Source organism: Aeromonas sp. 2HA2 (genome assembly GCF_029237345.1).
Lineage (GTDB): Bacteria > Pseudomonadota > Gammaproteobacteria > Enterobacterales > Aeromonadaceae > Aeromonas > Aeromonas salmonicida.
This window is the reverse complement of record NZ_JAACGB010000002.1, coordinates 625,412-647,341: the sequence shown is the minus strand read 5'-3', so window position 1 is coordinate 647,341 and position 21,930 is coordinate 625,412. Positions and strand designations below refer to the sequence as shown.

The following is a 21,930-nucleotide window of genomic DNA, read 5'->3' as shown; positions in this document are numbered from 1 at the left end:
GCGATACTGGGGGGCTGGAAGGACACCAAGAGAACGGGGCGAGCCTCGATAGCGGTGTTATGGGAGGGCTGGTTTAGGTTACAGACCCTCCTTGAAGGCTATGAACTGGCACTGTCTCTTGAGCATCAACAGATGTGATCAAGAGACAGCCATAACGGTGGCCTTGTTGTTTCTGGCATCTGCCAAGGTGAACGACTTGCGGGCTGAATCGGCGGCGCTTACACCCCCAAGCGGTCGCGCAGGGTATACCAGGCGGCGCCAGCGGCGGTAAAGGGGATACGGAACAGGCGGCCACCGGGGAAGGGATAGTGCGGCAGCTTGGCGAAGGCATCGAAGCGCTCTGCCTGACCACTCAATACCTCGGAGAGCAGCTTGCCCGCCAGATGGGTACAGGTGACACCGTGACCGCTGTAACCCTGCATGTAATAGATGTTGGGGCCGATGCGGCCAAACTGCGGCAGGCGAGACAGGGTCAGCAGGAAGTTGCCGGTCCAGGTGTACTCCACCTTGACGCCTGCCAGCTGCGGGAAGGTCTTGAGCATTTTGGGGATGATCAGCCGTTCGATATCCGCCGGATCCCGCGCGCCATACACAACGCCACCGCCGTAGAGCAGACGGTGATCGCCGGAGGTGCGGTAGTAGTCGAGCAGGTAGTTGCAATCTTCCAGGCAGTAATTTTGCGGCAAGAGGGAGCGGGCGCGCTCCTCCCCCAGCACCTCGGTGGCGATCACCTGGGTACCGCAGGGCATGCTCTTGCCAGCGAGCTCGGGCACCAGGTTGCCGAGATAGGCGTTGCCAGCCACCACCACGAAGCGCGCCTTCACCGCCCCCTTGGCGGTCTTCACCAGTGCCGGTTGGCCCGGAGTGATGCTGGTGACGGCGGATTGCTCAAAAATCCGCCCCCCCTGCATGCGGATGGCTTCGGCCTCCCCCAGTGCCAGGTTGAGGGGGTGAATATGGCCGCCGCTCTTGTCGAGCAGGCCGCCGACGTAGCGATCACTCGCTACCACCTCGCGGATCCCGTCCCCGTCGAGCAGCTCCAGCTTGTCGTTGCCCCACTTCTGCCAACGGGCCTGCTGGGCCTTGAGCTCATGGAGCTGGCGCTCCGTCTCGGCGGCAAAGACGCCCCCCTCCTGCAGGTCGCACTGAATGTTGTAGCGTTTGATCCGCTCGCGGATGATCTGCCCCCCTTCAAACAACATGGAGCCGAGCAGCCTTGCCTGATCCGGCGGGCAGTTCGCTTCTATGGTGTCGATGTCGCGGCTGTAGGAGTTGACGATCTGGCCGCCGTTGCGACCGCTGGCACCAAAGCCTACCCGGGCCGCCTCCAGCACCACCACCGAATAGCCCTTTTCCACCAGATGCAGCGCACTAGAAAGGCCGGTGTAACCTGCCCCTATGATGCAGACATCGCACTCAAGCTGCTCGGTCAATGTCGGATAAGGTGCGTGTTGATTGGCACTGGCTGCGTAGTAACTGTTTACATGCTCGGTCATGATCCCTGTTTCCTTACCGGTTCTTTTCCCAAACGAGACATAGTCTCGACACTAGAAGTTGGCCGGGGTATGGGCGCTGACGATGCGACAGGTCTGCCCCGACGGATTGCTGAAACTGTGGGGCTCGCCTGTGTCGATCACATAGCTGTCCCCGGCGCTGAGTGGATAGGTCTGCCCGGCCACCGTCAGGATCACAGACCCTTCCAGCACGGTACCGACCTCCTCCCCCAGATGCTTGACCTGACCGCCAGTGTCGGTGCCGGGGGCATAGGTCTCCAGCATGAAGCCAAGCTGGCGACGATTATTGCCGTTGTGCACCAGCTTCATGGAAACCCCCTGACTGCCCAGCTCGATCAACTGCTCGGCCTTGATCACCACGCTTGGCGCACGCCCCTCCTCCTCGGCAAAGAAGCGCGACAGCGGCAGCTCATAGACGTTAAGCAGCTTCTGCAAGGAGGCCACCGACGGGCTCACCTTGTCCTGCTCTATCATGCAGATGGCGCCGTGGGTCAGCCCGCTCAGCTCGGCGACCCGTCGCTGGGAGAGCCCGAGACGGCGGCGTGTGGCGGCGAGGCGCTCCCCCATACTCTTGTCCGTAAACGGGTTAGCCGTCATGGTCTGCCGCTTTGCCTCTGCTTGTGGTTGCTGCATCGCCCACCTCCTTGTGTGCCTGCCGGCTTGCGTATTTATCTGCTTGTGTGCCTGTCGAGTGTGCTTGCGGATCGGTTCGAGGGCGCAACCGGTTAAAATAGCGAGTCACATTGCCGGACCTGTTCGTTATCCTGCACGGCACGTGCCGTTCATTATTTTGCACACCCAATCCCACAAAAACCGGTAAAATCGCCCTGACAGCTCCATTTCTAGCATGCAGCGCCCCGTTTACTCAAATATATTTAACACTTGAAAAACATTTAAGCTCAATTTATGGTCTTTCTGTGCTTATTATTCTATACGGTGGCAGCACAGGATCCCTTGGCCACCCTGACCCACAATCGAGGCTTCCTTCTATGTCAGCATCACAACCCGCTCTCTCCTTGATCAAGTCCCTTGCCTATATAGATGGTCGCTGGTGCGAGGCGCATAGCGGACGCCACTTCGAGGTACTCAATCCGGCCAATGGCCAGATCATCACCCAGGTACCCGACATGGACGAGGTGGACACCCGCCGCGCCATCGAGGCCGCCAGTGCGGCGCAAGCGCCCTGGGCCGCCCTCACGGCCAAGGAGCGCAGCAACAAACTCTACGCCTGGTTTGAACTCATCATGGCCAATCAGGACGAGCTGGCTCGCATCATGACCTGCGAGCAGGGCAAGCCGCTGGCCGAGGCCAAGGGGGAAGTGGCCTACGGCGCCAGCTTCATCCAGTGGTTCGCAGAAGAGGGCAAGCGCGCCTATGGCCGCACCATTCCGGGTTTTTCCAGCGACAGGCGTCTGGCCACCATCAAGCAGCCGGTGGGGGTGGTCGCCGCCATCACGCCATGGAACTTCCCCATCGCCATGATCACTCGCAAGGCGGGCCCGGCGCTGGCAGCCGGTTGCACCATCGTCATCAAACCTGCCGCCGAGACTCCGCTCTGTGCGCTGGCGCTGGCTGCGCTGGCGGAAGCGGCCGGCATTCCGACTGGCGTTATCAATATCGTTACTACCCATCACTCGTCAGCGGTGGGCAACGAGCTGTGCAACAACAAGGCTGTGCGCAAGCTCTCCTTCACCGGCTCGACCCGCATCGGCAAGCTGCTGATGCGCCAGTGCGCCGACACCATGAAGAAGCTGTCGCTGGAGCTGGGTGGCAACGCCCCCTTCATCGTGTTTGACGATGCCGATCTCGACGCCGCCATCGCCGGGGCGCTCGCTTCCAAGTACCGCAACGCGGGCCAGACTTGCGTCTGCGCCAACCGCATCCTGGTGCAGGCCGGTGTCTACGATGCCTTCGCCGAGAAGCTGACCGCTGCCGTGCAGGGCTTCAAGGTGGGGGATGGCATGAGCGAGGGCACCCAGATAGGCCCGCTGATCAACCCCGCCGCGGCCAGCAAGGTGGCCGAGCTGGTCAAGCAGGCCGAAGCCGCCGGCGCCAAGGTGCTGGTGGGCGGCGAGCAGCATCCCGCCGGCCCGCTGTTCTACCAGCCCACCATTTTGGGCAATGTCGATAAAACCAACCCCATTTTGCAGGAGGAGATCTTCGGACCGGTCGCTCCGCTGGTACGTTTTGACACCGAAGCCGAGGCCATCGCCATCGCCAACGACACCCCCTACGGGCTGGCCGCCTACTTCTATGGCCGCGACATAGCCCGGGTGTGGCGGGTAGCCGAACAGCTCGAATACGGCATGGTGGGCATCAACGAAGGGATCATCTCCACCGAACTGGCCCCCTTTGGCGGCATCAAGGAGTCGGGTCTGGGCCGCGAAGGGGCGACCGAGGGGCTGGAAGAGTATCTGGAAACCAAATATCTCTGCTTTGGGGGCATTCGCTAGGAGCGGATTTATACCAGACCCCGGCTTCTCCCTTCTCAAGAAGGAGGAGCAAACTGCCCCACCCGGCAGGGAAGGAGATGCAACGTCAGCCGCCTTCCCTGTCAGAAGGAGGGTTGGGATGGGGTCCGGCTATCAAGCTGCAGCGCGCCTTTGCAGGCATACCGTCATGAAAAGGACCAAGTGAGCGCTCCCGGTTGGGAGGCTCGCCACATTGAGACAGGGGCCAAGGCCTCTCAGGGAGGAAAGATGAGTCATTCAGATAGCCATGCAGACAACAACCAGGCCTGGCAGGCCCGCCGTGAAGCGGCCGTGGTCAACGGCGTCGGCACCCTGCTGCCGGTATTTATCGACAAGGCTCTCAACGCCGAGCTGTGGGATGTAGAGGGCAATCGCTACATCGACTTTGCCTCCGGCATCGCCGTGCTCAACACGGGCCACAACCACCCCAAAGTGGTGGCGGCTGTGCGTGAACAGCTCGAAAAATTCAGCCACACCTGCTTCCAGGTCACCCCCTACCCCGGCTATATCGAACTTGCCGAGAAGCTCAACGCCCTGGTGCCGGGCCCTACGCCAAAGCGCACCCTGTTTCTCTCCACCGGCGCCGAGGCGGTGGAGAACGCCATCAAGATAGCCCGCGCCCACACGGGCCGCAGCGGCACCATCGCCTTCAAGGGGGGCTTCCACGGTCGCACCATGATGGGGATGGCGCTCACCGGCAAGGTAGTGCCCTACAAAACGGGTTTCGGCCCCTTCCCGGGAGAGGTCTATCACCTGCCCTTCCCGAGCGATTACCTGGGGGTGAGCGAGGCCGATGCCCTGGCCGCGCTGGATCTCTGCTTCAGCTCGGATATAGAACCGGCCCGGGTGGCAGCCATCATTCTCGAACCCGTGCAGGGTGAAGGGGGTTTCTACTCCGCTTCTCCCAGCTTTATGCAGAGCCTGCGCAAGCTGTGCGATCAGCACGGCATAGTGCTCATCTGTGACGAGATCCAGAGCGGTTTCTGTCGCACCGGCAAAACCTTTGCCACTGAATACAGCGGCATAGAACCAGACATCATGACCCTGGCCAAGAGTCTGGCCGGTGGCTTTCCTCTCTCGGCCGTGGTGGGCAAGGCAGCCATCATGAACGCTGCCAAGCCGGGCGGTCTGGGGGGCACTTATGCGGGTTCCCCCATCGCCTGCGCCGCCGCCCTGGCAGTGCTGGAGGTGATCGAAGAGGAGCAACTCAACCAGAAAGCCCTGGCTCAGGGGGAGCAGATCAAGGCTCGCCTGCATCAGCTGGCCGAGGATTTTGACTGCATCGGCGACATTCGCGGCCCCGGCGCCATGGTGGCCATGGAACTGGTCAAGGGTCGGGATGCCGGCCAGCCTAACCCGGACCTCACCAAACGGCTGGTGGCCGAGGCCGGCAAACGCGGGCTTGTGCTGCTCTCCTGCGGCGTGCGGGCCAACGTCATCCGCTTCCTGGCGCCCCTTACCGCCACTCCGGCCTTGATCGAGGAAGGGATGGCTCTGCTGGAACAGGCGCTCACCGCCGCCAGTCAGGGCTAGATCCACCCGGTTTCATCGATCATGGCGAAAAATACCGTGAGATAACCCCAGGCCGCCCATCGCGGACGGCCTGCTCATACGGTATCATCCCCGCCCCAAAAAATGATGGCAGGCGCGCTGGGCTCCCTCCAAGGCCAGCCACACTGTCACGCGTCCTTCGCCTGCCTGCGGCGCGGGACATACGCCCCAAATTCGAGGAGAGAGGCCAATGGCTCAACGCCCGGCTCGATTGAAGCAAACCCTGACCCTGTGGCAAGTGGTAGTGATGGGATTGGCCTATATGACCCCCATGGTGGTGTTCGATACCTTTGGCATCGTCACCGACATCACTCAGGGCCATGTGACTACCGCCTACCTGCTGGCCCTTGTGGGCGTGCTGTTCACAGCCACCAGCTATAGCCAGATGGTGCGCCACTATCCGGTTGCCGGCTCCGCCTATACCTATGCCCAGAAGGAGTTCTCCCCCGTGGTGGGCTTCATGGTGGGCTGGTCATCCCTGCTCGACTACATGTTCCTGCCGATGATCAACATGCTGCTGGCCAAGATCTACCTGACCGCCCTGTTTCCCGGCATCGAACCCTGGATCTTCATCTGCGCCATGACGGCCCTGATGACCCTCATCAACCTGCGCGGCATCGATCTGGTGGCCAACCTCAACGGCGTCATCATCTTGATCCAGATCGCCATCATGGTGGTGTTTCTGGCCCTGATCGGATACGGCATCGCCCAGGGCGAAGGAGTCGGCACCGTCAGCCTGCAGCCCATCTACACCGCCAACACAGAGGTGTTGCCACTGCTGACCGGCGCCACCATCCTCTGTTTCTCCTTTCTGGGATTCGACAGCCTGAGCGCCCTCAGTGAAGAGACTCCCAACGCCGGCAAGGTGATCCCCAAGGCCATCTTCCTGACGGCCTTGCTGGGCGGCCTCATCTTCGTGGTGGTGGCCTATGCCCTGCAGCTCTACTTTCCGGATGCCTCACGCTTCAAGGAGCCGGATGCAGTGCTGCCCGAGATTGCCCTCTATGTGGGCGGCAAGCTGTTCCAGAGCGTGGTGCTGGTCTGTGCCTGCGTGGCCGTGCTGGCGTCGGGGCTCTCCTCCCATGCCGGTGTCTCCCGCATCCTCTACGTGATGGGGCGGGACAAGGTGCTGCCCCAGCGCACCTTCGGCTATATCCACCCCAAGTGGCAGACACCCGTGTTCAATATCCTGCTGGTGGGCATACTGGCGCTGTCGGCCATCAGCTTCGATCTGGAAATCGCCCTGGCCCTGATCAACTTCGGTGCCCTGGTGGCCTTTACCGTGGTCAATCTGTCGGTGATCGCCTGCTATTACGTGCGTCAGGGGCGCAACAAAACCCTTAAGGATCACCTGCAATATCTGGTGCTGCCCCTGTGCGGGGCGGGGACTGTCGCGATTCTCTGGCTCAATCTCGAACTAACCTCTCTTATCCTCGGCCTTATCTGGGCTGCCATAGGGGGAATTTATCTGTTTTTGCGTACCACCTTCTGGCGCGTATCCTTGCCGACCTATTGAGCTGCAAGCCTTGCCAACACTGGGCTGGCGCCGATCTCCCCCGAACGGGTGACGGCGCCATTCATTGATATAAAACAGGTCATTGATAATTCTCTTGCCCGGAATGCCTTTAGTGGCTTGTCTTCCCCCCCCATCTGGGGCAAAATCCCGCCGCTTTCATAACCGATGTGATCCCACATCGGTTATTTTTCATTTTGAAAAATTTTATTACCACTCGAGGCCGGACAACTTCCGGAAATGATATCAAGGTTCAGATGAACCTAATGCCGCAATGAGGAAAAACATGGGGCTCTTGTTTGCTTTGTCTCCGGTCGCCACCGGAACCTGCTTTGGTCGCCACGCGACCAACGTCTGTGGTTTGCATACCGATGTTGTGAGTACGCGAGAACCCGGTCCCATGGCCTCAAGCCATTCCACTTCCTGCCATCCGTGCAAGGAGGAAGCCTGAATGAGCCAGCAACCCGTTCGTCTGAAGAAAACCCTCAGCATGTGGCAGGTGGTGGTAATGGGCCTCGCCTATCTGACCCCCATGGCCGTGTTCGATACCTTCGCCATCGTCGGTGACATCACCGAGGGGCGGGTCGCCACTGCCTATCTGCTGGCGCTGGGCGGCATACTGCTGACCGCGTTCAGCTACGGCCATCTGGTGCGCAAGTTCCCCTCTGCGGGCTCTGCCTATACCTATGCCCAGAAGGTGTTCAACCCCTACGTCGGTTTCATGGTGGGCTGGTCTTCCCTGCTCGACTACATGTTCATGCCGATGATCAATATCCTGCTGGCCAAGATCTACCTGACTGCCATGTTCCCCGGAGTTGATCCCTGGATTTTCATCTTCGGTCTGGTGACAGTGATGACCTTCCTCAACCTGCGCGGCATCAACCTGGTAGCCAACTTCAATGGCCTGATAGTGGTGATCCAGCTGGCCATCATCACCCTCTTCATCGGTCTGATGGGCTGGGGCATCTACCAGGGTGAGGGCGCAGCGACCCTGATGAGCAGCCGGCCGTTCCACTTCGAATCCGCCAGCGTGGTGCCACTCTTTACCGGTGCGACCATTCTCTGCTTCTCCTTCCTCGGCTTCGACGGCCTGAGTTCGCTGTCAGAAGAGACCCCGAACGCCGGCAAGGTGATCCCCCGCGCCATCGTGCTGACAGCGCTCATCGGCGGCGTCATCTTCGTGGTGGTCTCCTACTGCCTGCAGCTCTACTTCCCGGATCTGGCCCGTTTCAAGGAGCCCGATGCCGTGTTGCCCGAGATTGCCCTCTACGTCGGCGGCGCCTTCTTCCAGAGCGTGGTGCTGGTGTGCACCACTGTGGCTGTGCTGGCCTCCGGCATGGCGGCGCACGCAGGCGTGTCCCGCATCCTCTACGTCATGGGGCGCGATCGCATGATCCCGGAGCGGGTGTTTGGTTACATCCATCCGAAATACCGGACGCCGGCCATCAACGTGCTGATGGTGGGCTGTCTCGCCCTCTCCGCCGTGTCGTTTGATCTCGACACAGCGCTGGCGCTGGTGAACTTCGGTGCCCTGGTGGCCTTCACCTTCGTCAACCTGTCGGTCATAGGCCAGTTCTGGGTACGCGAGAAGCGCAACAAGAGCATCAAGGATCACCTGCTCTACCTGCTGCTGCCGCTGCTCGGCGCCGCCACTATCGGTGCGCTCTGGATCAACCTGGAGCAGAGCTCCCTGGAGCTGGGCCTGATCTGGGCGGGTCTCGGGGTCACCTATCTGTTCCTGCGTCTGGCAGTGTTCCGCATTCCCTTCCGTCAGTACGAAGAGACTGCCGACTCCCAATAAGGGGGCGCGACACACAGCAAAAAGCAGAAGGGGAGCCATGGCTCCCCTTCTTGTTATCCGGCCCTCTGTGCAGCCTTGTCATCAAACCATCATAAAAGTGTCACTTTGTAATATTTCTGTCATAGAGCCTTGATTAAATGCGCAGGTCTACTTCAACCCCGAACGGTATCACCGTCCTCAAGAGGCTACATGCAACAGACGCAATCCTTGCCACAACAGCGAACATCCCACTTCAGATCGCTGTTCAACTGGGTCACGGTTATCGCACTGGTCTACATCATTCTGGTTGCCGTTGGCGCCGTTTCCCACGGCTTCAAGGGCTTCTCCGGCGGCGCAGAGGGCGCAGCCCAGATCTTCGCCTTCGCAAACAATCCCTTTGTCGCCCTGCTGCTCGGCATACTGGCGACGGCCCTGGTGCAATCCTCCAGCACTGTCACCTCGGTGATCGTCGGTCTGGTGGCGGGCGGCCTGCCCATCGGCATGGCCATCCCCATGGTGATGGGGGCCAACCTCGGCACCACCATCACCAACACCATAGTCTCCATGGGTCATATCAGGGACAGGGCCGAGTTTCGCCGCGCCTTTGCCGCTGCGACCGTGCACGACTTCTTCAACCTGCTGGCTGTGTTTATCTTCCTGCCGCTTGAGCTGATGTTCGGTCTGCTGCAAAAGAGCGCCGAGTGGCTGGCTACGCTGCTGGTGGGCTCCGCCGACTTGTCGATGAAAGGGGTGGACTTTATGAAACCCCTCACTGCCCCTGCACTCAACCTTGTCGATAGCGCGGTCGCCTTCTTGCCGGGCAAGGGCGCCGCCATTGCCACCATCGTCATCGGCATACTGCTGATCCTCGCCTGCGTTACCTATCTGGGCAAGGTACTGCAACAGGTCTTGGTAGGTCGCGCCAAGGAGCTGCTGCACAAGGCGCTGGGTCGTGGTCCGCTGACAGGCATCGCCTCCGGTACCCTGGTTACCGTCATGGTGCAGTCCTCCTCCACCACCACCAGCCTGATGATACCCCTGGCTGGCAGCGGCCTGTTCACCACCCGCCAGCTCTACCCCTTCACCCTGGGGGCAAATATCGGCACCACCATCACGGCCCTGCTGGCGGCCACCGCCATCAGCGGTGTCGGTGCCAAGCTGGCGCTGACCATAGCCCTGGTGCATGTGCTGTTCAACCTGTTTGCCGTGGCGCTCATCTATGGCGTGCCCTTCCTGCGGGAATTGCCCATCAAGGCGGCCGAGGGGCTGGCCCGGGTCGGTAGCGAGAACAAGCTGCTGGCACTGGGTTATGTGGCCGGGCTCTTCTTCGCCCTGCCTGCCCTCATGATGGTGGCGGCGAAGTAATCCGCCCTAATGAGGCGAGGGGGCTGGATCCTGGCCCCCTCGTCGTCTGTCTGCCCCATCACATCCTCCTGCGTCCCGGCTCGCCCTCCCTCCCCGACTGGGATAAGATGCCGCCTTCATTGCCTTTAAGGAAAAACTGATGAAATTCATTCTGATCGCGCTGCTGATTGCCGGTGTCGCCTACTACTTCTACTCCAGCAGCAACAACAAAAAACAAGCGGTGGAAAATGTGCGCAAGGGCGCCGAGTTCCTCGCCGGCAACAAAGACAAACCTCTGGTGACCACCACGGCCTCCGGTCTGCAATACGAGGTACTGACCCCGGGCACTGGCACGGTTCACCCCACCGCCACCAGCAAAGTGAAGGTGCACTACGAGGGCAAGCTGCTGGACGGCACCGTCTTCGACAGCTCGGTCGCCCGCGGCGAGCCCATCGAATTTGGCCTCAATCAGGTGATTGCTGGCTGGACCGAAGGGGTACAGCTGATGGTGGAAGGTGAGAAGACCCGCTTCTACATCCCCGCCAATCTGGCTTATGGCGACCGTGCCGCTGGCAAAATACCGCCGGGATCCGTGCTGATCTTTGACGTTGAGCTGCTGGGTATTCAATAAGCAGGCTTATAGCAATCGCGCCGCTGGCAAGATCCCACTGAGCGCCCGTGCTGATCTTCAACGTTGAGCTGCTGGGTATCCAATAAGCAGGCTTATGCCAATCGCGCCGCTGGCAAGATCCCACTGAGCGCCCGTGCTGATCTTTGACGTTGAGCTGCTGGACATCCAGTAAGTCCGTCCCTCGACAGCTTCCTATGCCAAGGCCAGCACACTGCGCTGGCCTTGTTATTTCTGCTTGTCTGCGGCCCTGCCCTGTTACGCCAACCACTGTTACTATCAACCAATGGTGAACAGTGCTTATACATAGCGCTAGATTGTTAACCTTGCATCCCAGGCAGATAATGACCACATCGTCAGTGGCCCGACGCCCTGATCCCGGTTTCGGGTACGCAATGCGTACCGACACAGCTTATATGGAGTCTTGTCATGTCTATCGCCCCCGTCTGGTTTATCTCTCACGGCGCTCCGGATCTGGTTCTGCGCGACCAGCCAGCCACCCACTTCCTGAAAACATTGCGCCTTGGCGATATCAAGGGACTGGTGGTGATCTCGGCACACTGGTTCAGCCGCACCGAGTTGCAGATCAACGTCGAGCCCAATCCGGCGCTCATGTATGACTTCTACGGTTTTCCGGAGCCGCTCTACCATATTCGCTGGCCGGCAACGAGTCCGCTGTGGTTGCAGGAGGCGGTAGGCGATCAGCTGATGCTGGCGGGCTTGCCGGCTACACAGGTGCGCCGCGAGCTGGATCACGGCGTCTGGTCGCCGCTCTCCCTGATGGATCCGGCCAGCGAGATCCCCCTGGTGCAGATCTCTATCCCGGCCAGTTTCAGCCCGGCCCAGCTATGGCAACTGGGGGAAGCGCTGCAGAGCCTGCGCGAACAGGGGATAGGCATACTGGCCTCCGGCGCCATTACCCACAACCTGCGGGCTCTCGGGCCGGACAACTCGCCGGTGCCCGGCTGGGCCAGCGATTTTGTGAACTGGCTGGAGCAGACCATGAGCGAGGGTGACAGGCCCGCGCTGGAAGAGTACAGAACGCGAGCCCCGGGAGCGGTGGAAGCACACCCCCATGACGATCACCTGCGCCCGCTGTTTGTGGCCCTGGGGGCCGCTGGCAAGGACAAGCCCCACAAGCTGCACGACAGCTGGGATGGCGGCAGCCTCTACATGGGCTCTTACCGGTTTGCATGACCGGATGCTGGCCGCTTCTCAGCAACCTCGGCTCTGAGCGGAAGGATCAGATACAAACACTGGCGATTGGTATTAAGTTATTTTGAAACCCATTTGATACCATCGCCTGACCAGACACGGGCACCACTCTCCGCGCCCTTGTCTCTAAATGCTGGATATTAAGTTTTACTTCCAATGAGTTAACGTTACTCTGGCTGACAAGGCCGAGCGCACATGTCTGGTGCGTTCCAGTGAAGCAGGGAGGCTTCCACGTGAGCAATCACCACCCCTTTTTTATCCTGAACAGGAGTGCGATCCTGATCTTATGCCTAGGCCTTCTGCTCTCCCTGCTTGGCGCAATTCTCCTCCAATACAACAATGACAAGCAGGCTCAGGTGGCCATCGCCGCCACCACGGAAGACATCGCTGACACCATAAAGACCCGGATAGAGCTTTATCAATATGGGCTGAGGGGTGTACGTGGTGCGATTTTAACCGCTGGCGAACATGACTTCAGTCATCAGGACTTCGTTCGCTATAGCCTGACCCGAGACGTGGACAAAGAGTTTCCCGGCGCTCGCGGCTTCGGGTTTATCAGACGGGTCAGCAATGCCGACCTCGATAACTTCATCAACTACGTCCAGAAGGATGGGCGGCCAGGTTTCACCATTCAACAGCTGTCGGCCTATCACGGTGAGCATTTCATCATCCAATACATAGAGCCGGAATCCCGTAATCAGGCGGCAATCGGACTGGACATTGCATCCGAAACGTCACGTCGCGAGGCCGCACTCTCTGCCATTCGCAGTGGTGAAGTCAGACTGACCGCCCCTATTACCTTGATTCAAGCCACGGGCAAGCCATTGCAGTCCTTTCTGATCATGATGCCTATCTATCGCACAGTGACCACACCCGCCACCAGCAGTGAGCGGGAAAAAGCAGGGTTTGGCTGGAGTTACGCCCCTCTACTGACAGAGGAGGTGCTGGGCGCCTTGCATCTGGAAAGCGACACCTTTCACATCAGCCTCAGTGATATCACTGCAACGCAACAGGCAAAGCCCTTCTACACCAGCGCCCTCACCCATGAGTCAAACAATCCTCATCATATCGTCATGACACACACCACCGAGCGGAACATTTATGGCCGCCTCTGGCTGATTTCCCTCAAGGCTCACCCCCTCTATCTGACCCGACTCCAGCAGACCCCACCGTTAATCATATTGTTCACCGGCGGCATCATCACTCTGCTGACCATGCTGGTCTTCCGTATGCGGGCTATTGGTCAGCAACAGCGCCTCAGGGTCATTGAAAACCAGGCCAAGTTGGCAGCCATTGTTGCCAGCGCCAGCGATGGCATCATCGCCAAGACACTGAATGGCATCCTCGTGAGCTGGAACAAGGGGGCAGAAGATCTGTTTGGTTACTCGGCCGAGGAGGCCCTAGAGCACAGCAGTGCTGAACTGTTCGGTACCAGTGATGATGACGCCAACGAGAAAGCCCTTCTGGCAAGCATTAGGCAGGGGCAAAAGATCCCCAGCTTCCACACCCGCCGTCAGCACAAAGACGGCCACATGCTGGATCTGTCCATCTCCATCTCCCCCATTTATGACAACCGGGGCAAGATAGTCGGTATCTCAGAAACCATCAGGGACATCACGGCGCAGAAGAAGGCAGAGGAGCAAATACTGGTGCTCAATGCCAATCTGGAGAATCAGGTCGCGGAGCGTACGGCTGAACTGAGCAAGATCAATGTGTTATTGAGCAATGTGCTGCGTTCAGCCTCTGCCATCTCCATCATAGCGACCGACCTTGAGGGCACCATCACACTATTCAATGAAGGGGCAGAAAGACTCCTTGGCTACCGTGCCGACGAGGTCGTCGGTACGCAGACACCGGGCATTTTTCACGTTCGTGATGAGGTGATGGCACGCGGTACCGAACTGAGCAGTGAGTATGGCCAGCAAATCGGCGGCTTCCAGGTGTTCATCTATAAACCTGAGCGGGATGGGGCCGAGAGCCGGGAGTGGACCTATGTGCGCAAGAATGGCACACGTTTCCCCGTAACCCTGGTGATCACGGCCATCCGCGATGCACAGGGCGAAAGCCGTGGCTATCTGGGCATAGGGCTGGATATAACCCAGAGCAAGGCGGCCGAGAAAAAGCTGGCAGAGAGCCTTGAAATCACTAGAGCCATCCTGGATACGGCGGTCAACCCCATCATGACCATAGATCAAGAGGGCATCATTCAGTCCCTCAACCCAGCCGGACAGAGCACCTTCGGCTATCAGTCACAAGAAGCCCAGGGCAAGCGGATTGAAGACTTGTTGAAAGCAACGGATAACGCCGAGACAGATGTCCCATTTTTTCATTCATTCACTCAGATCAATCTGGCCAGCATCATGAGCAAGGAGTTTATTGGTCTGCGGCATGATGGTTCCGAGTTCCCCCTGCAAATGTCAATTGGGATGATGCAAGCCGCGGGTTCCACCATGTTCGTCTGCATCATCACCGACATGACCCAGCAGTTGACACAACGCAAGGAGATCCTGTCGACCCGTGATCAGTTGCAAATGGCTGCAGAGGTGGCCGAACTGGGGATCTGGTCCTGGGATCTTGAGACCAACGCCCTGATCTGGAGCGAGCGCATGTTCGAGATCTATGACCTGCCGTTGGCACTCAGAAATGAGGGGCTCGATTATCAACACTGGGCGAGCCGGGTACATCCAGACGATGTGGCGGCCACTACCGACAGCCTGCAACGGGCCGTGGCCGGGACCGGGGTTTATGACCCCGTGTTCAGGGTAACATTATCCAGTGGTGAACAGCGTGTGATACAAGCTGGCGCAAAGGTGGAGAGAGACAGCACGGGCAAGGCCCTTCGCGTCATAGGTTTCAACCGAGATATTACGGCCCAGACCGAGCTGGAGTCACGCCTGCTCTATGCCAAGGAGCAGGCCGATGCGGCCAGTCAGACCAAGTCTTCTTTCCTCGCCAACATGAGTCATGAGATACGCACTCCGCTCAATGCCGTGCTGGGTATGTTGCAACTGATCCAATACACAGACCTGACCTCTCGCCAACTTGATTATGTGGTCAAGGCACACTCGGCAGCCAAATCCCTGCTGGGCCTACTTAACGACATTCTCGACTACTCGAAGATCGAGGCCAGCAAGTTGCAGCTCGATTTGCATGCCTTTGACATCGAAAGCCTGATGCGTGATCTGGCCATAGTGTTGGATGGCAACCAAAGTCAGAAGCAGATCGACGTCATGTTTGATATCGACCCCCGCCTGCCCAATCACCTCATTGGTGACAGCATGCGGTTGCAACAGGTCCTGACCAACCTGGCGGGCAATGCCCTCAAGTTCACCCTCAAGGGGCATGTGATCATCAAAGTAGCGCTGCTGGCCCATCATGAGCAGGCTGTGACCCTGCGCATGGCAGTGACCGACAGTGGCATCGGGATCAGCCCCCACCAGCTGGAACGCATCTTTGAAAGCTTCACCCAGGCCGAGACCTCTACCAGCCGCCGTTTTGGCGGATCCGGACTGGGGCTGGTTATCTGCAAGCGCCTCATCACCCTGATGGGGGGGGAGCTGCGGGTCGAAAGCGAGCCGGGGCGTGGCAGTCACTTCTGGTTTGACATCACACTGGCACAGGCCGAATCCCAGTCAATCAAAGAGGCCTGCCACGGTCTGGACCCCTCGTTGAAGATCCTGGTTGCCGATGACAGTGAGATGGCAACAGAGCTGCTGCAACGCACTCTGTCGTTATTGGGGTGGCAGGCAGAGTGTGTTCACTCCGGTGAAGATGCGATACGGCGGGTCAGCGAGGCTCACGATCAGGGACATCCCTTTGACATTGTCCTGATGGATTGGCGCATGCCGGACATGGATGGACTGAGCGCCGCCGCACGGATCCAACTGCAGGCAGCGTTGCATCCTGCGCCCAAGATCATCATGATCACCGCCTATGGCCACGAGATACTTACCGAGTCTCATCAGTCAGGTGCTACCCCCTTCACCAGCCTGCTGACCAAACCGGTGACGCCAAAACAGCTGGCAGACACCATTTATCAGGCGATCCATGGGCGCGACACCACCCCAAGCGGGCCAATACAACATACCCGGCGGCTGAGCGGCCTTCACTTGCTGGTGGTGGAAGACAATATTCTCAATCGCCAGGTTGCCTTCGAGCTGCTTGGCTGCGAGGGTGCCCGGGTACAACTTGCCGAGTGCGGGCGGGATGGCGTGACCATGGTTTTGCAGCAAAACCCTGCTTTTGACGCCGTGCTGATCGATATGCAAATGCCGGATATCGACGGACTGGAAGCGACACGTCAGATCCGTGCCCATCCACAGTTTGCCAATCTGCCCATCATCGCCATGACCGCCAATGTATCGGAAACAGATCGCCAACTCTGCCTGGCCGCCGGCATGAATGAACACGTGGGTAAACCCATCGCCCTGGAACCGCTGGTCTCGACCTTGCTGGTACAAACCGGCAGGGTAGCGACCGCCACACAGGCCCCGACCTTGGTAGAAACACCCGATACGGGTGAGGCCCTGTTAGAGGCCGAGTCCATCATACGCCAGCGCTTCGATGACGATATCGAACTACTGCACCGGATCCTGAGCCTGTTCGGTCCGGACCTGGCGGAACAGCTGGTCGCCTTGAACCAGGCCATTACGACCGGACAAGTCAAAGAGGTTTGCGCCACCCTGCATGCCATCAAGGGCAGCGCCAGTACCATGGGGGCCAGCAGACTGGCTGCCCAGGCCAGAGAACGGGAGCAAACCCTGCTGCACGCAGACGAGCAGCAGGCCAGGCAAATCTTGAACGACGAAAGCTGGTTCATTCAGTTGCAAGAGACCGCCTGGCTCAGCACTGAACGGCTGAACCGGACCTTCACCTCCCCGCTGCTGCGCCCCCTCCAGACACAGGCTGATGCCCTGCCACTCGCCGAGTGGCAGGCAGCCATGCAGGAGATCATGAGCTTGCTGGAGAGTGGCAATCTGGAGGCTGTCGAGTTGGCTGACGCGCTCGGGCGCAAGACGCCACCGCATCTGGGCACCACATTCAGTCAATTCGCCACCCTGATCGACAATCTGGACTTCACCGCTGCCCTCACCCTAGGGCACACACTGTTGAATCTTCAGCCACGGAGCCCGCACTGATGCCCTGGAACCTGCCCATCACCCGCCGCCCCAAGTTGCTGATTGTTGATGATCAGGCGATCAACATACGGTTACTGCACCAACTCTTTCGCGAGGAGTGCGACGTCTTCATGGCAACCAGCGGGGAACAGGCCATCGCGCTTTGTCACAACCTGATGCCAGACCTCATACTGCTGGATGTCATCATGGCAGGTCTGAGCGGTCACGAAGTCTGCCTCCGACTCAAGGAGGATCCCGATACCCAGAGCATTCCCATTATTTTCATCACGGCCCAGCAGGAAGAGACCGATGAGGAGTATGGTCTGGCACTCGGTGCAGTTGATTTCATCAGCAAGCCCATCAGCCCCAACATCGTCAGGGCCAGAGTCAAGGCCCACCTGACCCTGAAAATGCAGGGGGACTTGCTACGCAATCTCGCCATGCTGGACGGCCTCACCGGCATACCAAACCGGCGCCAGTTCGATGATGGTCTAGCCCTGCAGTGGCGCCAGGGTTGTCGTGACCGCACTCCACTCTCCCTCATCATGCTCGATGTCGATTATTTCAAACGCTACAACGACCACTATGGCCATCAGGCCGGAGATCAATGTCTGCAAGCTATCGCATCAGTACTGGCCGAACGGGTGGGCAGGCCACACGATCTGGTGGCTCGCTACGGCGGCGAGGAGTTTGCCTGCATACTGCCCAACACCCCCTTGACCAGTGCAGTCCATATCGCCGAAAGCATGTGCGCCGCCGTGCGCGAGCTGGCCATCGAGCACCTCGCCTCGGACGTAGCCAAAGTGGTCACCATCTCCCTGGGCGTCGTCACCCGCATACCCACTCTGGCAAGTTCACCACAGCAGTTGCTTGAGGCCGCAGATCGCCAGCTCTACCAGGCCAAGGAGGCGGGACGCGCCAGAGTCGTCGTCGACAACAGCAGTGAATAGGCTTATCTCGTTGAGCAGGGCCGGGTCTGTTTGGCAGCGCTGGAATCGGGCCTGGCTAACGTGCTGTAATAGCCACTTGTTTTCAGCAGGCGCGCGCACTTCATGCAACTCAAACCCCTTCTCAAGGGCCGCTTTCAGCCCCACTGGCAGGCCAGCCACGATCTGATCAAACAGGTGGTCGAATCCTGCATCACGGAGCGGCGCCTTATTTCCGAGGGAGAGCCCCTCATGCGCCAAGGGGAGCCGTTGCGGGATCTGGTGCTGGTGCCAAACGGCCGCATCGCCATGGGCCACACCGCCATGAACGGTCGCTGCTTTCAGCTCGGCACCCTGGAGTGCGACAACCAGCTGTTTGGCGAGATGGAGTTCTTCACCGGCTATCGCTGCCAGCTCGACATCATGGCCGAAGAGCCCCTCGAAGTAGCTCGCATCGACGGCGAACGGCTGGAGCAGGCGCTGGTCGCCCATCCCAAGGTGGCGCTCTTCTTCGCCACGGCCATTGCCATCGACTACCAGGACACAGTGGATATCTTCACCTGCCGCATGCTCTACCCCATCAGCTACAACATCGCCCTCGACCTCTACCACAGCCACTGTCATGACAATCCGGTGAGTGGTTTCAGCAAGGGGTATCAGGAAGCGGAGCGTTTCGGCACCACTGACCGCGTCTACCGACGGGCGGTGAAGGAGCTGATGGACAAGGGATTGGTGGAGCGAGGCGAGCAAGGATTGCAGATCCGCGATCTGGCGGGGCTCAAGGTGTTTCTCGAACAACCGTAAGCAAAGCAGGCGCAGCCTTGGGCAAAAGAGCACAGCCATAACCACCCAGCCCAACACAAAATAAAAAAGGGGCGGTCGATACCGCCCCTCTTGTTATTCACTCTCCAACTCAGGCCAGACAAGGCTGGGGCCGGGCGATGCGCAGCGAGGCCACCAGCATGGCGAGGATCAGGCCGTAGATCAGCGGGATGGCGTACATCACCGCCTGCAAGCCGATCACCTGCTCCAGCAGGGCGCTGATGGCCGGGCTGAACATGGCTCCGGCGCTGCCACTGATAAGGATATAGGAGACGTTCTTGCTCGATGCCTGCCGCACAAACGACACCCCGTAGGCGATAAAGGCGTTGTAGAGCGCGGCGCAGACAAAGCCGTAACCATAGGTGAGGTAAGGCAGCTGGCTCAGGTTGTCGGTGGTAACGATCAAGGCCGTCATCCCCATCGCCAGGGTGATGATCACCAGCAGGAAGGTGCGGATCGGAATGCGGGTGACGATGGCGGTCGACACCAGGGCGCCGAGCAGGGCCGCCGTCCAGTACTGGGTGATGATGTTGCCCGCCTCCTCGAAGGGGATGCCGAACTTGTTCTTCACGAACATGGGCGCCCAGGTGAGGAAGGTGTAAAGCGCCAGCATGCCGAGAAAGAGCCCCAGCCCGCCGCTGATGATGCCAAGGTTCCACTCGGAGTGCTCGTTACCGGCGCTCTCGCCGCCCGCCTCGCAGGCCTTGAAGTTCGTCAGCACAGCCACCAGCATGGTGGCCAGCGCCACCACGCCCACCGCCAGATAGCTCCAGCTCCACACCATGGCGTGGGTCAGGGTGTAAGTGGTGATGAGCGGAAAGACCACCCCGGCCACGTTGAAGGTGGCATCCTGCACCACCAGCATGGTGCTCTGCATCCGCGCCTTCCAGACACTCACCACCAGGGTTCCCGCAATGCAGAGCCCCACCCCGCCACACAGGCCAATCACCGTCATGGCCGCCATCACCACATAGAGGGAACCGGTCAGGTGGAGGGATGCCGCCGCCAGGGCGATCAGCCCGTAGCAGAGCAGCGTCATCCGCTTGAGACCCACCTTCTCTATGAGGAAGAAGGCGGCAATGGTGCCCGCCAGCGCCCCGCCGTTGAGCAGGGAGAAGATGGAGGCCACCTGATTGACGTCGGCGCCAAACTTGGCGGCTATGGGTTCGATCAGCATGCCGAACTGGGTCGCAAAACCGGCCATCACAAAGTTGGCCAGGAAGCTGATGGCAGTGAGGGAGAGCTTATTGTTCATATTGGATCTCTCATAGGGGTCAGGGTGCGGGCAGGGTTGGCGGCGCGGCTGCGCTTACAGCGCTGTGTGCAGCGCCAGCTCGATCATCTGGTTGAAGGAGAGCTGCCGCTCCTCGGCAGTAGTCTCTTCACCGGTCAGGCAGTGGTCGGAAACAGTCAGGATGGCGAGCGCCTCGATCCCCTGCTGATGGGCCAGCCCGTAGAGACCGGCCACCTCCATGTCGATGCCGAGCACACCGAACTTCTCCAGCGCCGGAATGAGGTTTTCGTCCGGATCGTAATAGAGGTCACCGGTGAAGATATTGCCCACCTTGACCGGAATGGCCTTCTCCTGCGCCTTGGTAAACGCCTTGTGCAGCAGGGCGAAATCGGCCGAAGTCGCCATCTGGTAACCGGCGCTGCGCTTGGCATTGGTGGGGGAATCGGTGCCTGCCGCCTGCGCCAGGATCACATCACGCATCTGCACGTGACGCTGGGTCGCCCCCAGACTGCCGATGCGGATGATGCGCTTGACCCCGAAGTCATTCACCAGCTCGTGGGCGTAGAGCACCATGGAGGGGATCCCCATGCCATGGCCCATCACAGAGATACGCTGGCCGTTGTAGTAGCCGGTGTAGCCCAGCATGTTGCGCACATTGGTCACCTCGCGCGCATCGGTCAGAAAGGTCTCGGCGATATAGCGGGCCCGCAGCGGATCCCCCGGCATGATGACGGTCTCGGCGAAATCGCCCGGGTTGGCATTGATATGAGCGGTCATTGTTGTTGTGCTCCAGTTTGACTCTTGTGGATGAGCGCATCCTAGCCCCCGCCCGGCCTCCCTTTGCAGGACAAAAGTCCTGTTGCCCCGATCGAGATCCCAGTTCCGGCAACTTGTTGTCTGCTGCGTTGCGTGCCGCATGCTTTTCGACGTTGCTTGCTACGGCTTGCCCGCCACAGTCACCCGCCATACCTGACGCGCCGGGCAAGCGGCATAAAAAAGCGGGAGGGCAACTGCCCTCCCGCTCGATAGACCCTGTTACTGGCGCAACGGGCCGATGACATTGTTGGTTCTGCCGGTTGACGCCGTCACGGCGCCAACAATAGGCAGATAGCTAGCTCAAATCATGCAGCGCCTTGCCCAGAGGCGCCGTGAGGCGCAGGTCAGAGAAGCGCACCGCCAACCCCTGCCGCTCCGGGGTACAGCACATCACCCCGATAAAGCAGCGTTCGCTTGGCGGGAACGGGGCGAGGCGCAGCAGCGGCCACACCTTGCCATCGGTGGAGTATTGCAGGCGCAGGCAATCGGCCAGCCGGGTCAGCCGCAGCCAGAAGCGGCGCGGATTGCCGGTGAAAATACCGGTGGCCCAGTCAGAGCGTGGGTTGGTGAGCACGCTGCCGATCATCGGCTGGGCATCGTTGTACTCGATCCCCGCTTTGAGCCAGTGCGCGTCGTCTTGCAGCAGCATCAGCCCCGCCTGATCGTAGAGGGTGGTGAACTCCCCCTCGACGCAGACCTGAAAGGTAAACTCCCCTTCAACCTCGCAACCATAGAGATGCCCGCTGTGGCGCTCGAAGCCATACCAGGTGCTGCGCCAAAAATCGGTCTGCTTGTCCGTCACTACCTGCAAGCCATCGCTGGTCTTGCGCCACTCGGCGGGCTCATTGAGCCAGCGCCACGCTGTGCCTTCCATCATGCTGCTCTACTCCCTTTTATCCCGCGTAATCCCGCACAAATGCGGCTCGCCAACACCTCGTCCGGTCACGACAGGTCATGGCTGCGCCTCTGCGGAACCCATAAAAGGAGTCAATAGTGTCG

At 59.8% G+C, this 21,930-nt stretch carries 15 protein-coding genes; 10 read left to right on the top strand and 5 right to left on the bottom strand.

The annotated features are described in order from the left end of the window. Positions 1-218: 218 nt before the first annotated feature. Both GWQ29_RS06325 and puuR read right to left on the bottom strand, forming a co-directional pair. Complete coding sequence (locus tag GWQ29_RS06325) at positions 219-1,496, bottom strand: FAD-binding oxidoreductase (protein ID WP_099992205.1); 1,278 nt, start codon at positions 1,494-1,496, stop codon at positions 219-221. A 51-nt stretch (positions 1,497-1,547) separates the two neighbouring features. Further along, a complete protein-coding gene (puuR, locus tag GWQ29_RS06320; protein WP_265462180.1) occupies positions 1,548-2,147 on the bottom strand; it encodes an HTH-type transcriptional regulator PuuR in 600 nt (199 codons plus the stop codon). Positions 2,148-2,503: 356 nt separating this feature from the next. Here puuR and GWQ29_RS06315 point away from each other — a divergent pair, with 356 nt between their 5' ends. From GWQ29_RS06315 to GWQ29_RS06270, 10 genes are all read left to right on the top strand, one after another. Continuing rightward, positions 2,504-3,967, top strand: a complete 1,464-nt coding sequence (locus GWQ29_RS06315; RefSeq protein WP_275919011.1) for an NAD-dependent succinate-semialdehyde dehydrogenase — start codon at positions 2,504-2,506, stop codon at positions 3,965-3,967. Between the two features lie 246 nt (positions 3,968-4,213). Next, entirely contained in the window at positions 4,214-5,518 is a 1,305-nt protein-coding gene (gabT, locus tag GWQ29_RS06310; protein WP_275919010.1) for a 4-aminobutyrate--2-oxoglutarate transaminase, read from the top strand. Between the two features lie 208 nt (positions 5,519-5,726). Next, the gene (locus GWQ29_RS06305; protein ID WP_125606473.1) at positions 5,727-7,052 is read left to right on the top strand and encodes an APC family permease; all 1,326 of its coding nucleotides are present in this window, start codon (positions 5,727-5,729) and stop codon (positions 7,050-7,052) included. A 448-nt stretch (positions 7,053-7,500) separates the two neighbouring features. Next, positions 7,501-8,850 (top strand): APC family permease, encoded by a 1,350-nt coding sequence (locus tag GWQ29_RS06300; protein ID WP_059112892.1) that lies wholly within the window; start codon positions 7,501-7,503, stop codon positions 8,848-8,850. Positions 8,851-9,039: 189 nt separating this feature from the next. Then, positions 9,040-10,194, top strand: a complete 1,155-nt coding sequence (locus tag GWQ29_RS06295; RefSeq protein WP_275919009.1) for a Na/Pi symporter — start codon at positions 9,040-9,042, stop codon at positions 10,192-10,194. A 139-nt stretch (positions 10,195-10,333) separates the two neighbouring features. Next, positions 10,334-10,804, top strand: a complete 471-nt coding sequence (locus tag GWQ29_RS06290) for an FKBP-type peptidyl-prolyl cis-trans isomerase (RefSeq protein ID WP_169046537.1) — start codon at positions 10,334-10,336, stop codon at positions 10,802-10,804. Between the two features lie 426 nt (positions 10,805-11,230). Then, positions 11,231-11,998: a class III extradiol ring-cleavage dioxygenase gene (locus GWQ29_RS06285; RefSeq protein WP_265462175.1), complete on the top strand. Its 768-nt coding sequence runs from the start codon at positions 11,231-11,233 to the stop codon at positions 11,996-11,998. Between the two features lie 374 nt (positions 11,999-12,372). Then, complete coding sequence (locus GWQ29_RS06280) at positions 12,373-17,154, top strand: PAS domain S-box protein (protein WP_275919008.1); 4,782 nt, start codon at positions 12,373-12,375, stop codon at positions 17,152-17,154. After that, complete coding sequence (locus tag GWQ29_RS06275) at positions 17,151-18,083, top strand: diguanylate cyclase (RefSeq protein ID WP_345893277.1); 933 nt, start codon at positions 17,151-17,153, stop codon at positions 18,081-18,083. The genes GWQ29_RS06280 and GWQ29_RS06275 overlap by 4 nt, the downstream gene beginning before the upstream one ends. A 102-nt stretch (positions 18,084-18,185) precedes the next feature. Next, positions 18,186-18,863, top strand: a complete 678-nt coding sequence (locus tag GWQ29_RS06270; protein ID WP_275919006.1) for a Crp/Fnr family transcriptional regulator — start codon at positions 18,186-18,188, stop codon at positions 18,861-18,863. A gap of 109 nt (positions 18,864-18,972) precedes the next feature. Here the strand turns inward: GWQ29_RS06270 and tsgA are convergent, their stop codons facing one another. From tsgA to GWQ29_RS06255, 3 genes are all read right to left on the bottom strand, one after another. Further along, the gene (gene tsgA, locus GWQ29_RS06265; protein ID WP_275919005.1) at positions 18,973-20,136 is read right to left on the bottom strand and encodes an MFS transporter TsgA; all 1,164 of its coding nucleotides are present in this window, start codon (positions 20,134-20,136) and stop codon (positions 18,973-18,975) included. Between the two features lie 54 nt (positions 20,137-20,190). Continuing rightward, positions 20,191-20,892, bottom strand: coding sequence for a purine-nucleoside phosphorylase (deoD, locus tag GWQ29_RS06260; protein ID WP_005303072.1), 702 nt, complete (start codon positions 20,890-20,892; stop codon positions 20,191-20,193). A gap of 334 nt (positions 20,893-21,226) precedes the next feature. Beyond that, positions 21,227-21,808: a DUF1349 domain-containing protein gene (locus GWQ29_RS06255; protein WP_275919004.1), complete on the bottom strand. Its 582-nt coding sequence runs from the start codon at positions 21,806-21,808 to the stop codon at positions 21,227-21,229. Positions 21,809-21,930: the final 122 nt, after the last annotated feature.